The sequence below is a fragment of the Rhodoferax ferrireducens T118 genome, from assembly GCF_000013605.1.
Lineage (GTDB): Bacteria > Pseudomonadota > Gammaproteobacteria > Burkholderiales > Burkholderiaceae_C > Rhodoferax > Rhodoferax ferrireducens.
In genome coordinates this window covers 1,946,249-1,960,245 of sequence record NC_007908.1, presented here as the reverse complement: position 1 = coordinate 1,960,245, position 13,997 = coordinate 1,946,249, and the positions used below count along the sequence as shown (strand labels likewise).

At 55.8% G+C, this 13,997-nt stretch carries 18 protein-coding genes; 15 read left to right on the top strand and 3 right to left on the bottom strand.

Annotated features, from left to right (window positions below; genetic code table 11):
• Window positions 1-23 precede the first annotated feature (23 nt).
• The 9 genes from RFER_RS09225 (at window position 24) to RFER_RS09195 (ending at window position 8,610) form a co-directional block, all read left to right on the top strand.
• Entirely contained in the window at window positions 24-1,847 is a 1,824-nt protein-coding gene (locus tag RFER_RS09225; RefSeq protein ID WP_041791815.1) for a glutamine--tRNA ligase/YqeY domain fusion protein, read from the top strand.
• A gap of 417 nt (window positions 1,848-2,264) precedes the next feature.
• Window positions 2,265-3,056, top strand: coding sequence for a DNA adenine methylase (locus RFER_RS23445; RefSeq protein WP_166485696.1), 792 nt, complete (start codon window positions 2,265-2,267; stop codon window positions 3,054-3,056).
• Between the two features lie 12 nt (window positions 3,057-3,068).
• The gene (locus RFER_RS09220) at window positions 3,069-5,021 is read left to right on the top strand and encodes a helix-turn-helix domain-containing protein (protein ID WP_011464117.1); all 1,953 of its coding nucleotides are present in this window, start codon (window positions 3,069-3,071) and stop codon (window positions 5,019-5,021) included.
• Window positions 5,018-5,506 (top strand): hypothetical protein, encoded by a 489-nt coding sequence (locus tag RFER_RS24055; RefSeq protein WP_166485695.1) that lies wholly within the window; start codon window positions 5,018-5,020, stop codon window positions 5,504-5,506. The genes RFER_RS09220 and RFER_RS24055 overlap by 4 nt, the downstream gene beginning before the upstream one ends.
• Window positions 5,507-5,786: 280 nt before the next feature.
• Window positions 5,787-6,299 (top strand): DNA repair protein, encoded by a 513-nt coding sequence (locus RFER_RS09215; protein ID WP_244095842.1) that lies wholly within the window; start codon window positions 5,787-5,789, stop codon window positions 6,297-6,299.
• 171 nt (window positions 6,300-6,470) lie between these two features.
• Window positions 6,471-7,397 carry a restriction endonuclease gene (locus tag RFER_RS09210; protein WP_011464116.1) on the top strand — a complete coding sequence of 309 codons (927 nt, stop codon included), beginning with the start codon at window positions 6,471-6,473 and terminating at the stop codon, window positions 7,395-7,397.
• Window positions 7,398-7,562: 165 nt separating this feature from the next.
• Window positions 7,563-8,045, top strand: a complete 483-nt coding sequence (locus RFER_RS09205) for a TerB family tellurite resistance protein (protein ID WP_011464115.1) — start codon at window positions 7,563-7,565, stop codon at window positions 8,043-8,045.
• Window positions 8,046-8,099: 54 nt separating this feature from the next.
• Entirely contained in the window at window positions 8,100-8,348 is a 249-nt protein-coding gene (locus tag RFER_RS09200; protein ID WP_011464114.1) for a hypothetical protein, read from the top strand.
• Window positions 8,349-8,355: 7 nt separating this feature from the next.
• Window positions 8,356-8,610: a hypothetical protein gene (locus tag RFER_RS09195; RefSeq protein ID WP_085998773.1), complete on the top strand. Its 255-nt coding sequence runs from the start codon at window positions 8,356-8,358 to the stop codon at window positions 8,608-8,610.
• 15 nt (window positions 8,611-8,625) lie between these two features.
• On the opposite strand, the gene RFER_RS09190 is transcribed toward RFER_RS09195, so the two are convergent.
• The 3 genes from RFER_RS09190 to RFER_RS09180 all read right to left on the bottom strand — a co-directional run bounded on the left by RFER_RS09190 (window position 8,626) and on the right by RFER_RS09180 (window position 11,014).
• Window positions 8,626-9,225: a hypothetical protein gene (locus RFER_RS09190; RefSeq protein ID WP_011464112.1), complete on the bottom strand. Its 600-nt coding sequence runs from the start codon at window positions 9,223-9,225 to the stop codon at window positions 8,626-8,628.
• A 150-nt stretch (window positions 9,226-9,375) separates the two neighbouring features.
• On the bottom strand, window positions 9,376-9,795 hold the full coding sequence (locus RFER_RS09185) for a hypothetical protein (protein ID WP_041790479.1): 420 nt from the start codon (window positions 9,793-9,795) through the stop codon (window positions 9,376-9,378).
• Between the two features lie 130 nt (window positions 9,796-9,925).
• Complete coding sequence (locus tag RFER_RS09180; protein WP_011464110.1) at window positions 9,926-11,014, bottom strand: alkene reductase; 1,089 nt, start codon at window positions 11,012-11,014, stop codon at window positions 9,926-9,928.
• Window positions 11,015-11,190: 176 nt separating this feature from the next.
• Between RFER_RS09180 and RFER_RS09175 the strand changes: the two genes are divergently transcribed.
• The 6 genes from RFER_RS09175 (at window position 11,191) to RFER_RS09150 (ending at window position 13,967) form a co-directional block, all read left to right on the top strand.
• Entirely contained in the window at window positions 11,191-11,814 is a 624-nt protein-coding gene (locus RFER_RS09175; RefSeq protein ID WP_041790475.1) for a DUF938 domain-containing protein, read from the top strand.
• Window positions 11,815-11,838: 24 nt separating this feature from the next.
• Complete coding sequence (locus tag RFER_RS09170) at window positions 11,839-12,312, top strand: YeeE/YedE family protein (RefSeq protein WP_011464108.1); 474 nt, start codon at window positions 11,839-11,841, stop codon at window positions 12,310-12,312.
• Window positions 12,309-12,731 (top strand): DUF6691 family protein, encoded by a 423-nt coding sequence (locus tag RFER_RS09165; RefSeq protein WP_011464107.1) that lies wholly within the window; start codon window positions 12,309-12,311, stop codon window positions 12,729-12,731. The genes RFER_RS09170 and RFER_RS09165 overlap by 4 nt, the downstream gene beginning before the upstream one ends.
• Window positions 12,732-12,768: 37 nt before the next feature.
• Complete coding sequence (locus RFER_RS09160; RefSeq protein ID WP_011464106.1) at window positions 12,769-12,960, top strand: 4-oxalocrotonate tautomerase; 192 nt, start codon at window positions 12,769-12,771, stop codon at window positions 12,958-12,960.
• Window positions 12,961-13,059: 99 nt separating this feature from the next.
• Entirely contained in the window at window positions 13,060-13,344 is a 285-nt protein-coding gene (locus RFER_RS09155) for a hypothetical protein (RefSeq protein ID WP_011464105.1), read from the top strand.
• Window positions 13,345-13,505: 161 nt separating this feature from the next.
• Entirely contained in the window at window positions 13,506-13,967 is a 462-nt protein-coding gene (locus tag RFER_RS09150) for an RcnB family protein (protein WP_011464104.1), read from the top strand.
• Window positions 13,968-13,997 lie beyond the last annotated feature (30 nt).

Genomic DNA, 13,997 nt, shown 5'->3' with positions numbered 1-13,997 from the left:
CTGCGCAGTCTAAAATCATTCGCATGAGCACCCCCAACCCCGCAACACCCCCGGCCCACGCCACCAAAGCCGCCGCCGCTGCTTCTGAGCCCGTCAAACCCAGCAACTTTTTGCGCCAGATCATCGAACATGACCTGGCCGCCGGCACCTACGCTACACGCCGCTGGGCCGGCAGCCCCGGTGATGCCGCGCACCATGCCCAGGGTCAGCCTGACCCGGCCAAGATCCGCACCCGCTTTCCGCCCGAGCCCAATGGCTACCTGCACATCGGCCACGCCAAGAGCATTTGCCTGAACTTTGGCCTGGCGCGCGACTTTGGCGGCGTGTGCCACCTGCGCTTTGACGACACCAACCCCGAAAAAGAAAAGCTGGAGTACGTCACCACCATCATGAACTCGGTGCGCTGGCTGGGCTTTGAGTGGAACGGCTCGCCCACCGCCACGCCCTACCAGGCCAGCGACTACTTCGACTTCATGTACCGCGCGGCCGAGTATTTGATCGAAGCCGGCCACGCCTATGTGGACGAGCAAACGGTGGAGCAAATCCGCATCAACCGGGGCGATTTCGGCAAGCCCGGTGTCGACAGCCCGTTCCGCGCCCGCACCCCGGCCGAGAACCTGGCCCGCTTTCGCGAAATGCGCGACGGTCAGCACGAAGACGGCGCCATGGTGCTGCGCGCCAAGATCGACATGGCCAGCCCCAACATCAACCTGCGCGACCCCGCCATCTACCGCATTCGCCGCGCCACGCACCACAACACAGGCGACAAATGGTGCATCTACCCGATGTACACCTTTGCCCACCCGATTGAGGACGCGCTGGAGAATATCACCCACAGCATCTGCACGCTCGAATTTGAAGACCAGCGCCCGTTTTACGACTGGCTGATGGAGCGCCTGATAGAAGGCGGCCTGTTAAGTAGCCCACCCCCGCACCAGTACGAATTTGCCCGCCTGAACCTGACCTATGTCGTGACCAGCAAGCGCAAGCTGGCGCAACTGGTGTACGACCACAAGGTCAAGGGTTGGGACGACCCGCGCATGCCAACAATAGTCGGCCTGCGCCGGCGTGGCTACACGCCCGAGGCGATTCAACTGTTTACCGAACGTATTGGCGTCACCAAAAGCGACAGCTGGATTGACTATTCAACTTTGGAAGGCTGCCTGCGCGAAACGCTGGACGTGTGCGCCCCCCGCGCCATGGCCGTGCTGGACCCGGTGAAACTGGTGCTGACCAACTGGGATGACGTGATGGGCGCGGGCAAGCTTGACGACTGCTCCGCCCCCCTTCACCCGCACCACCCCGAGCTGGGCAAGCGCGCATTCAAGATCGGCAAAGAGGTGTGGATTGACCGCACGGACTTTGAAGAAACGCCGCCCAAAGGATTTTTCAGATTGTTCCCCGGCAACAAGGTGCGCCTGAAATACGGCCACGTCATGGAATGCACCGGCTGCACCAAAGACGCGGACGGCCGCGTGACCGAGGTACAAGCCACGCTGGTGCCCGACACCAAGAGCGGCACCCCCGGCAGCGACGCCGTCAAGGTCAAAGGCGTCATCACCTGGGTCGCCGTGGCCGACGGCCTGCCGGTTGAAGTGCGCCTGTACGACCGCCTGTTTCTGGAGGCCCAACCCGACGCGGGCGGCAAAGACTTTATCGAGGCCCTGAACCCAAACAGCCTGAAAGTGGTGACGGCGTTTGTGGAACCATCCCTGGCCAGCGCCCGCGCTGACCAGAAGTTTCAGTTTGAGCGGCATGGGTACTTTGTGGCGGATGGGGTGGACCACACGAAAGCGAAGCCGGTGTTTAATCTGGCGGTGGGGTTGGAGGATTCGTGGGGAAGATGAGCTATCTAGAGCAGGGCTAGTGACCATTTAGACACGGAGATAGATTTTTATGACTGACAAAGAACTGGGTCAGCTCGGCGCCAAACGTGACTTGGGCGCGGAACTTCCCCTTTCAACGCGTGGTGAAATGCGAGCATGAAAAGTCTGGCTGGTCACCCATATTGACGCGCCAGCAGTCCGCATATCAGAATGAAGTCCGGCCTTTTTCAGACGCATCTTCTGCAACTGCCCGAGGCCTCAGTGCGCACACATCAAGATTGGGAACGACGGCACAGCCGGCCGTCAAGCGCGGGGGGCACGCTGATTTGAATAGTAGAAAAACAATCACTCACTATGCAGACAGCAATGAGGATGCCTATTTAATAGTTACGTGGCACGCCAACGTGGATGGCGTTCCGGAACAATATCTCAAACCAAATGACACCAATTCTTCGCTGGGCAGGAAGTAAGAGATATTTGGCAAAGTATCTTTTACCACAGTTTCCACAGGTTATGCATCGCTATATTGAGCCATTTTGTGGATCAGCTAGTTTATTTTTCTTATCTGAACCAGCAAGTTCAGTACTATCAGACATCAACTCGGAGTTGATAAATGCACTCGACTTAATTAAATCAAGAAATAAGTCAGTTATGGAGAAATATGAAAGCTTGCCTGATGATCGAGAAATATATTATTTAGTTCGTTCACTTGAACCGCAAGCTCTGACCAAGGTGGAGCGCGCCGCGCGTTTTCTCTATCTCAATAGGCTTTGCTTTAACGGGCTTTATCGAACAAATAAATCCGGTCAGTTTAACGTTCCATATAGCGGCCAGCGAAACTCAAAACTTCTGTCAAGGGAAGAAGTATCCGACGCGAGTAGACTTCTCAATAACTGCGAACTCAGAAACGACGATTTCAAAACAACGATTTCTCGTACTAAAAGAGGAGATTTCTTGTATGTCGATCCACCCTACGCCTCCAAGGAACACAATGAATTTTGCGAGTATGACGCCAGTTCTTTTGGCCTGCGAGATATTCAAAATCTCTGGGTTGAACTGAATGCGGCTGATAGAAGAGGAGTGAAATTCATGCTCTCCTACACCGAATGTGCGGAGATCTCAAGATTCTCCAAACGATGGAATAGCACGACGATACAAGTTCGAAGGAACATTGCCGGTTTTGCTGGGCATAGAAAAATGGCAGCGGAAGTTGTCGTAAAAAATTACTAGAGAGATCGGCACATGCAAAATTCTCGAGAACGACTTGGTGAACTGGTGAAGTCCATGCGTGAACACAAAAAATTGTCACAAGATGCACTTAGTAGTGCACTACCTGGAATCAACCGATCCAATATCGCACATCTTGAACAAGGTCTTCGTCTGCCAAGAGCAGATATTTTGGAACAAATTTGCATCCACCTCGATATTCCAAAAAATTATTGGATGGAGTTTCTAGATCAAGACGTTCAAACACGATCAGATTTTGAGGAGCAATTAGCTGAGTTGTGCGGTCGGAGTGTCACGCTTGACAGACATGAAACTAGTACTCGCCTTGTTGCAGATAAGGCCATAAAACGCCTGTTCGACGGCACCAATTCAGAGTTTCAACTTCACAATCTCTTCAATAGCATATTAGTTTTCTACGGCGTTAGGCCTGCTAGCCAACAGTTCTTCAAGAAGTACTTTAAGACTAATAGTTTTACTTCACCAACCGCATTTCGAAATTCGGTATTAATCTACCAAGAAGATGCCGTCCGAATGTATAGCACTTTCGAAGATGGTTACGAAAAACTGAACAAGGCAACTAACATCGATCAGTGTCTTGCGGCAATTGATATAAAAGATATTAAGGGATACAGTGATCGTGCTGACTGGAAAATACCCAACGAGATTGTTGATGAGAGATTACCTGATCTAGGATACATCTCCGCCGCGCGAGTGAAACAGGAGAATGATGAACGGGGAACTCTGAGTCGATTTCTGAAGAGTTTAGCGACAGCATTTCGTGAGAAAGATCCAAGCAGAGCGATAGCAGATATTCCAAGTAAAACAAAAATTCGAATGGATTCATTGCTCCGAAAATTCGAATCTCATTTTCAGCATGGACTCTTTTCATCATTGTTTGCACCTAGTGCGGACGAGATTGATCTGGAAGCAGACAGGCTTGCACCAAAATCAGATGACGAGATCAAACAAATGGGCCACACTCAGATGCAAGCATTGGAGAATTTGGCATTCTACTTGGCCTCTGATTTTTTGGACGTATACGTAGCAACATCCATGCGCTCAGACGCCGACTTTGTTTCTGTCAATACCTTTACCGAAAAATTATTTTTTCACAGCCAAGTAAAAGACCTAAAACTACGCCACTTCAATCCAACACAATCGTGGATAGACGACAGAATAGCAAAGGGATTAGTGGAGGCACTGATGCTTAAACGCGCATCAGTGACTATTTACATGGCACAGAAAACTGACACTTTTGGCAAAGATTCTGAGGCCAGTGTTGCGCTTGGACAAGGTAAGCCTGTAATCGTCTATGTTCCAAGACTTAGTTTTCCGGATGGCTCACACGACACAGAAAGTTTGTTCAAGAAAAATAGAATTGAATTATTGGGCATGCTTGATGACAAAGAGCGCGATTCTATTGATGAAAGTGTCGACCAGCAAGCGATATTCGGATATGTTCTGACTGCGCTACTAGTTATGTTAGACGATTCTGAACTTGGTCAAATTGCTGAGACTCACTGGGCCGATTTTGATCTCTATGAGGAACAAAGTAGGATTCCCGAGAATTTCCGGTCCAAATACAGAAAATGGCTCGACGCCTGCAAAAGAGGAGACCACACATCCATCTCGATCCAAGATTTTCGTGAGTCCATAATCAATGCATTTGTAGCCAATGCAATAATCTTCGAGCGACGCGCTAGATTATTCAGAGAAATTCATCCGCTGGCTCTCCAAGTTATCCTCTCTACAGGAGTTCTAAATGGAATTTTGGTTGTTCGAACGGTGGACCAATGCGCCACGATACTCTCGAAATTAATCAAAAATAATTTGTCACTAGAGTTTATAAAAGACTCGGCTAATTATAGACTAATAGAGAAAGATACTGGCAGTACCGTTCGAGTTATTTCCCGAAATCGCCTTCTATTAAATGCATTCTCAATGCACTATCACCAAGTAAATTTATGAGCTCATCCTTTGACCCATCCATCGAATCGGAAATCAGAAATCACTGTTGGAACTATTTTTCCCTACATGCACAACAGAGGATGAGTGCTTTTCAATTTTTTATAACACTCGAGACTGCACTCATTGGAGCTGGTTTTTTTGTACTTCAGTCGAAGCCGCAATTCGCCGACTCACATTTGACAATAATGATTGGGCCATTAATGGCAATGTTGGCATTCATTTTCTGGAAAATAGACCAAAGAACAAAAGACTTGATAAAGAATGCTGAAAAATCTCTTTTAGAAATAGAAAGTTTTTTTCTAAAAAATTCGACAGTAGTTCAGCACTTACCATTTTCCATTGACCAGCAAAACCCTATCGCAACATTTCCAATATTCACAAATCGTCTTACCTACACCAAGTCTTTTGGTACAGTTTTCGTTGTTTGTGGTTTTCTCGGATGTGCATTTACATTTGCACTAATTACATCGCTGGCTAGCAAATAATTCATGGGAATTAGGATCAGATTCCAATTGACCAGACACTAATAGATGCATCATTAGGGGGTCATCAGAATTCAAATGACAAGATTTCTAAACACCAGCGCCACCAACTATTTCCTTGAAGAGATGATCAAGGGTGCGTCGACCGACTAATCCTGATTAGCCCATTTCTCAAGCTCAACGACCGCATAAAAGAACTGCTGGCGGACAAAAACAGGCTCAAGATCGACACATGCGCATCGTGTACGGCAAAAGTGAGTTGTGGCCGCAGGAAATTGAGTGATTGCGCGGCTTGACCTACATCCGCACCAGCTTCTGCAAAAACCTGCATGCCAAGTGCTACATGAATGAAGAGATGTGCATCGTCACCAGTCTGAATTTCTATGAATTCAGCCAGGTCAACAACAACGAGATGGGCATTCTGATTCGACGCGCTGAGGACAGTCAGTTGTACAAGGACGCCTATGAAGAAGCCCAGCGCATCATCCGCATCAGCGATGAAGTACGTATATCACTGGAACGGGTGATCAGCGAACCCGAAGCGTCCAGCCGGGACGATGACAAAGGTGCTGATGGAGCCAACAGGGAGGACAAGTTGACTTCATCCAAGATAGGCCAGAAATTGGGTTTGAAAACAGCGCAGTTTCTGGATCGCGCTACTGAGCAAGGCTATCTGGCGTTCGACGGCGAAAAGCATGTCTTGAGCCCCAAGGGAGAAAAAGCTGGCGTTGAGTTCGTCGCCAAGTCACGTTTCGGCCCCTACTTTTTGTGGCCGCAAGACTTCCATCCAGTCTGAGCCGTTTGCGCTGCAAATGCCGCTTGCTGACGAATCTGTGCCGCACGAAGAATACGCTATATTTTATATAGCTACTTGCGCTTATTCCACGGGGGCTAGCAACCAATTTCTCTTGAAGCTACACTGCATTCAACCCACACGCATAGTGGGCAGCAACAGGGAGAAAAGCACATGGCCAGGTCAAAGTCCAACAAGCGGCAGAAGCGTGCAGTCAATACATTGCAGGAGAAAGGCATTGGGCTTTGCGCTCTGGGCCTTGGGTTTCTGATCATTCCCTGGTTCATCGGCTCTTCGCCGATGCTCAAGGTCGTCGCGGCGGGCCTTCGCACTCCTGGCTGGTTGGCATTGGCGGCAGGGGTGGTGCTGTTGGGCATTCACCATGTGACCCAGGCCAAAATCGCAAAAACCAATCCCCTGCCCCAACTCACTCCGCGCGCACCCACACCTACGGAAAGAACAGTGCTGCAAGGCACTAAGGATGACATTGCTGCGCACCGGCGCGCGCCAAGCGCTGCAGCACCCCCAACACGGCAGGTCGCAACCCGCTGGAGCCCCGCCGTCTTTGCCGCCATCGAGTGGCGCCGCTTTGAAGCCGTGTGTGAAGCGCTGTTTGCCCAAGCCGGGTTTGAAACACGCTCGCAATCGCACGGCGCAGACGGCGGCGTGGACATCTGGCTGCACTCGGCCAATGCGCAAGGCCCGGTGGCCGTGGTGCAGTGCAAGCACTGGCAGGGCAAGGCGGTGGGGGTGAAAGAGATCCGCGAGTTCTTTGGCGTGATGGCCTCGCACCAACTCAAGCGCGGCACCTACGCCACCACATCCACCTACACGGCGGACGCGCAGCAGTTCGCCAAAGCCAACGGCATCAACGCCATGGACGGCCCTGCCCTGCTGGCATTGATTGCCAAACGCACGCCGGAGCAACAGCAGGCCTTGCTGGCTGTGGCGCATGAAGGCGAATACTGGCGCCCCACCTGCGCGAGTTGTGGCATCAAGCTGGTGGAGCGCACACCAGCCAAGGGTGGCCCTGCGTTTTGGGGCTGCAGCAACTATCCGCGCTGCAAGTCCCGCTTGCCGATGGTGGCTGCGATGCGATAAGCAGTTGCCACTATTTATGTAGCTACTTATCCATATTCCACGGGGGCTAGAGGCCAATTTCACACTCACTTCGTTGACAGCGTTAGACTTCCGTTCAACCTTTCCCGCACCGTACAGTCCAAACTGAAACATGCCGCCAAACAGGCGACGTAAACAACCAGAGCCATGCTGAATCCACTCAAAAACCTGCTGACCCAATTCTTCATGCCTGACAACGGCCAGTCGACCTTCGATGAGGCGCACGGCCTGCAGTTGGCTACGGCCGTGCTGCTGGTCGAGGTGATGCGCTCCGACGCCGCCGTCACCGCCGCGGAGCGCGCCGCCACCGTGACGGCGCTGCGCCACAAGTTTGCTTTGAGCGACGATGAACTGGCCCGGCTCTTGGCGCAAGCGGAACACACCGCCAAGAGCGCCAACGACTACTTCCGCTTTACCAGCGCGATGAACGACCAGTTCACGCAGGCCCAAAAGATCCAGGTGGTGGAATATATGTGGCAAGTCGCCTATGCAGACGGGCACCTGGATGCCAACGAAAACCACCTGATCAGCAAAGTTGCCGGTTTGCTGCACGTCAGCCACGGTGACTACATCGCGGCCAAGCTGTACGCCAAGGAAGCCGCGCAACTGGGCAAGACAAACCCCGTTTAGGAATTCTCGACGCGCCTTGGGTTAACCTTGCGGCCTTAGCCACAAAGGAACACCATGAAGAAACTCAACGTCACCATCAAACTGGAAATGTCCGTCCCGGATGACTGGGAACTGGTCGAAACGTCGGAAGGCGGGCACGTGTTGAAGCTGCCCAACAAGCAGTTTCTGGACCTTGCCATCGAGCCGCTGTTCGCCAGCAACCCCGAGGAAACCTGGAGCAGCACGGAGGACAACGATGTCCTGAACGACATCCTGGACATGGTGGAGAGCGAAGACGTGGCTTACGAGTTCGTCACCCACTGACTTGGCCGTGGCCGCACTCACCCTCACCTTTGTCAACGCGAATGTGCACAGCGTGCACCTGCCCGATGGATCACACGTGGGCAATCTCAAGCGCATTGGCAGCAGCTGGAAATTCAAGGCCATTGGTTATGACGCAGCGGGCAACGTGCTGCCCGGCGGCGGGCCGTTCACCGACTGGCACAACACCCAATGCTCAGCGCCCGATGCGACTGAACTCAGCGCCAAGCTGGGCTTGACGGCGCAGCAGCCTCAGGCGCTGTGAGCGCCTGACGTGTTCTTAACGCCGACCGCGGGGGTCTTTGCGAATCATCCGCTCCACGTCGTTGCGCAATTTCATAAGCGCATTGCGCAGTTGACGGCGTTCCTGCGGGGTAACGACCCCGTCGCGTTTGAAGCGCGCCTCTTGGCGTGCAACGTCGCGCTCCCGGCTGCGCAAGCTGCGCGCTTCGCGCTGGCTGAGGTGACCAGAGCGAACGCCCTCGTCAATGCGCTGGCTGATATTGAATTCACGATTGTCGATGCCGTTGGTGTTGCCGGACTGCCTGACCACGTCGCGGTTGGCGATCATGCGTTCAACTTCGGCGTTCAGGCGATCCAGGTCCGCCCTTAACTGCTGGCGCTCCTGGGCAGTAGCAGTTCCGTCCGACTTGAAGCGGCTTTCGCGAATCTCAATGTCGCGATCCCGGCGATAGAGCTCGCGTGCTTCGGAGGGCGTGATGTGGCCGGACGCCAGGCCTTGCTGGATGCGCGCACTGATCGCTTGCTGCGTCTGGTCAATACGAGGCGTGTTGGTGCCCTGCGCCATGACCGGAGAAAACCCCAGTCCGACGAACAAGGCTGATGCCAATAATGAAACAGTGAAGAGTTTGGATTTCATGGGGCTTCCCGACTTTGTAGATGAACTCAAAGAGTTCATTGTTGCCCTGCATCGGTTGACGCCGTGTAGGACAAGCAGAGACTTACCCGGTATTGACGTCGCGACTGCAGGGCTCGCGGGATGCTCACATGGCGCTAATCAACGTCAGCGTCAATCTTCATGTCGACGGTCATGCCGGCCGTCGCCCCGGCCTTCTCGCTGGTAATAAACGGGCGCATAGCCCCCGCCGTAGCCCTCTGCCTGCACAAATTGCGGGCCATGGTGCTTGTTCCAGCCGTGGGGGCGACCGTAGTAGACCTGCGGTTGGACGTAGATCGGTGCAGGCCTGACATAAACAGGGCGCGGCTCATAGTAAACCGGCGCTGGCTCAAAATAGACAGGCGCAGCCTGCATATACACCGGACTTGCATTGCCCACATTCAGCGCCACGCCAGGCGCGCCCACGCCCACGGACCAGAACACGTTGTCTCTGGCGTGGGCAGAGTCGGCAAAAACCAGGGCGGCAATAGCCAATGTTGCCGTGGCACCCGCCAGAAAGACGGAACGGTTGAGCATGATGGCTGTCTTCATAGATTTCTCCTTAACGGGGCACGAATTGCCCTTGTGCCTATTAAACGCAGTTCCCTGCGAACCGTCTACAGCATGCACGTGAAGAACGTAGCCAAACGTAACTCGCCTGCCATGGCGCTCACGGGCTTTCTCAGACCGCAGCCACCGGATAGTCGGTGTAGCCTTTGGCACCCGGTGTGAAGAAGGTGTCGGCATCGGGCGCATTAAGTGGCAGACCCTTCTTGAAACGCGCCACCAGATCCGGGTTGGCCAGAAAGGCGCGACCCATGCCAACCAGGTCCACCAAGCCATCGTGCACGGCCTGCTGGCCCGAAGCCTGCTCGAAACTGCCGCCGATGAAGAAGGTGCGCGGCCAGGCTTTGCGCAGGGCCTGCTTGAAGGCCAGCGGCACCGGCGGCGCGCCCATGGCGGAATGGTCCGCAATGTGGACGTAGACCAGGCCGGCGTCGGCCAGCAGGGGCAACAGTTTCAAATAGGTTTCTTCCACCTCGGGGTAGGCGCCCATGCCCGCGTTGGTGCCATAGGGCGAGAGGCGAATGCCCAGCTTGTCGCCACCGATGGCCGCCGCCGTCTCACGCGCCACTTCCAGCACAAAGCGCATGCGTTTTTCCACGCTGCCGCCCCAGGCGTCGGTGCGCTGGTTGGTGTCGGGGCTGAGGAATTGCTCCAGCAGGTAGCCGTTGGCACCGTGCAGTTCGACGCCGTCAAACCCGGCGGCAATGGCGTTCCTGGCGGCTTGCACGATCTCGGCTTTGGCCTGGGCAATGTCGGCCTCCGTCATGGCTTGCGGCACCGGGTAGTCTTGCAGGCCCAGCGCGTCGGTGTACATCTGGCCCGCCAGGGCAATGGCGCTGGGCGCCACAATTTTGGCGCCGGCGGCCATGTTGGCCGGGTGGCTGACGCGCCCGGAGTGCATGAGCTGGGCAAAGATCACGCCCTGGGCGGCGTGCACGGCGCTGGTCACGGCCTTCCAGGCCTGCACTTGCGCGCTGCTCCACAAGCCCGGTATGCGGGCGTAACCTTTGCCGTTGGCGCAGGGGGCGATGCCCTCGGTAATGATCAAGCCGGCGCTGGCGCGCTGGGCGTAGTACTCGGCCATCAACGGGTTGGGCACGCCAGCGGCGTCGGCACGGCAACGGGTCATCGGGTTCATCACCAGACGATTACTCAGGGTGAGCTTGCCCAGATGGAACGTTTCAAACAGATGATGGTCAGTCATTTTTCTTCTTTCATTGAGTTGGGGATGGCATCATGGTAGGCGGGTTTTCCGCAGACTGCTTGCACCGGGCATTCAGCATCGAACGGGGTATGCTACAGTTTATATAGCTTAATGTGCTTATTACACGAGGGCTACAGCCAATTTTTGTTAAAAACTCTGATCTCTACACTTACACCATGTCACAAGCCGACTTCAGCCCCGCGGCCGAGCGCAACAAGCAGCCCATACTTGAAGTGCTTCGCCAGATGTTGCCCGAACGCGGCAGCGCGTTGGAGATTGCCTCGGGCACCGGCCAGCATGTCATCTGGTTTGCCGCCCACCTGCCGCGTTGGACCTGGCAGCCCACCGACGCCCAGCCCGGCGCTTTGAGCGTCATCGCCCAGCGCGTGGCCCAGCAGGGCTTGACCCAGGTGCGCACGCCCTTGCTGGTGGACGTGATGGCGCCGCGCTGGCTGGCAGAGGACGCCCAGTTTGACCTGATCTTCTGCGCCAACATGCTGCACATCTCGCCGTGGGCGAGCTGCGCCGCGTTGATGCGCGGCAGTGCCTGGCATCTGGCGCCGGGCGGCCTGCTCGTCACCTACGGGCCGTATCTGGAAGACGAGGTGCCGACCGCCGCGGGCAACCTGGCGTTTGACCAGAGCCTGCGCGCGCAAAATCCCGACTGGGGCATTCGCCGGCGTGAAGAGGTCGCGCAAGAAGCCACCCGCGCCGGCCTGCAACTGACTGCCCGGCATGCCATGCCGGCCAATAACCTTCTGCTTGTGTGGACCCGCGAATCGGAGTCAGATCCCAAGTAATCCACCCACGGATAATCCTCCCCCATGAACCTTTCACTTTCTCTATTCCCCCTCGGCTGGCAGCACTATCTGTTGGGCGGTCTCATCATTGGCTCGGGTGCGGCGCTGCTGTTCGTGTTGACCGGCCGCATCGGCGGCATGAGCACGGTGTTCTCCAGCAGCTGGTCGTATCTGGTGCAGCGGCCGTTTTTTCAGCAGGGGCGCTTTGTCGATTCGCGTGGCTGGCGGCTGGCCTATGCGCTGGGTCTGATCCTGGGTGCACTGGTGTGGTGGCTGGGCTTTGCCGGCGGTGTGCGCGAAGCCACGGCGGTGCCGGCATGGCAGTTGCTGGTGGGCGGATTTTTTGTCGGTTACGGCGCTCGCCTGGGCAACGGTTGCACGTCAGGTCACGGCATCTGCGGGCTGGGCTCGCTGCAATGGCCTTCGCTCCTGGCGGTGCTGACCTTTATGGCGACCGCATTCCTGACGGCCAACATGGCTGCAAGGTGGCTCGCATGAACGCCGCCAACAAGACCCTCCTCAAGTCGCTCGCCACACTGGCGGCGGGTGCCCTGTTTGGCTTTGGCCTGTCACTGTCCACCATGATCCGGCCCGAGGTGGTGCTGAGCTTTCTGCGCTTTCAAGACTTCGGCTTGATGCTGGTGATGGGCGGCGCCGTGCTGGTGGTGCTGCTGGCCTACCAGCTGGCGCCCCGCCTGCTGGAGCGGCCCCTGTTGGACGAGCACTTCCATGTGCATCCCAGCGTCTGGAACCGCGACACCCTGGTGGGCGCGGCTCTGTTCGGCGTCGGCTGGGGCCTGTGCGGCGTGTGCCCGGGACCGGCCATTGCGGGCCTGGGCGCAGGCAACTGGAGCCTGCTGTGGGCGCTGGCCGGCATTGCGCTGGGCGCACTGGTGCAAGGGGTCCGGGCGAAGTGACGCTGGCCTTTCTCTACAACTTAAACCAAGGAAAAACATGCCTACTTACCACATCGAAATGATGGAAGGTCGCACCATCGAACAGAAGAAAAAGCTGGTGGCAGAAATCACCCGCGTCACCGTTGAAGTGCTGGGCGGGAGCCCCGACTCGGTCGATATTTTGATCACTGACGTCAAGCGCGAAAACTGGGCCACCGGTGGCGTGCTGTGGACTGAACCGCGTTCGTAATGGTTGCGCCGAAACTTTCAATATCCCTACCACCGGTCAAAACCTAGGGTTTACCCTATACTGCAGTGCAGCATTAATCGTTTATCCAGAGGATTTACCATGACAACCTCAACACTGCACTCTCTGAACCTCGCACCAGCGCAACCCTCAAACGTGGGCGATGCCTTTCACGGACTGGTCGTTGCGGGCCATCGACTGGCGCTGGCCCTGTGGGCAGCCGCCGGATCGCTCATCAGCGTGGGGCAGCCACAGACCGCCAAGACTGCATTTGAGGAGGCAGAAGAACTGCGCGCCTTTGCGGTCGAGCAGATCGACAGCGACCCGCGTTTTGCCGACGATCTATTCGCCGCCGCGAACCGGCACGAGAGTTCCGCCCGCATCTGAGGCGACGTCAGTCCGGCGACACTAGGCGCCTCGTAGCCCGGAAATACCTCGGGCTCTGGCACCCCTTGCTACCTTTCGTTGCACAATAACCCGCGTCCATTGACACATAGGACACAAAGGAGGCGCACCATGGAAGCTCACTCACGATCTGGAGATAGAGCATGAAATCCACTGCCATTGTTTTTGCCATTGCCGCCGCCAGCCTCGGGTTTAGCGCAATCGCGTCAGCACAGGGTAATGGCCGGCACGGTATGCGTGAGGAGCCTGTGCGGATTCAAGAGACCGACCCCCGTCATGCCGGCCAGCGTGACCAGAGGCGTTACAGCCGCCATGATGAACGCCGTACGGAACAGCGTTACTACAGGCAGGATGATCGCCGATTCGACCAGGGCGAGGTGCGTCGAAACGACCGCAACGGTTACTACAGCGCACGCGGCCCGGACTTCAGGCGCGGCGGCTACATTCCGCGCGAATACCGCAACCACCAGTACGTGGTGACGGACTACCGCTCATACCACCTGAGCCCGCCTCCGTACGGCCAGCAGTGGGTGCAGGTGGTGCCGGACTATGTGTTGGTTGCCATTGCCACAGGCCTGATCGCGCACATCATCCTGAGTAATTGACGCCGCGGCAGCTCCGGGCGTTCATAACTG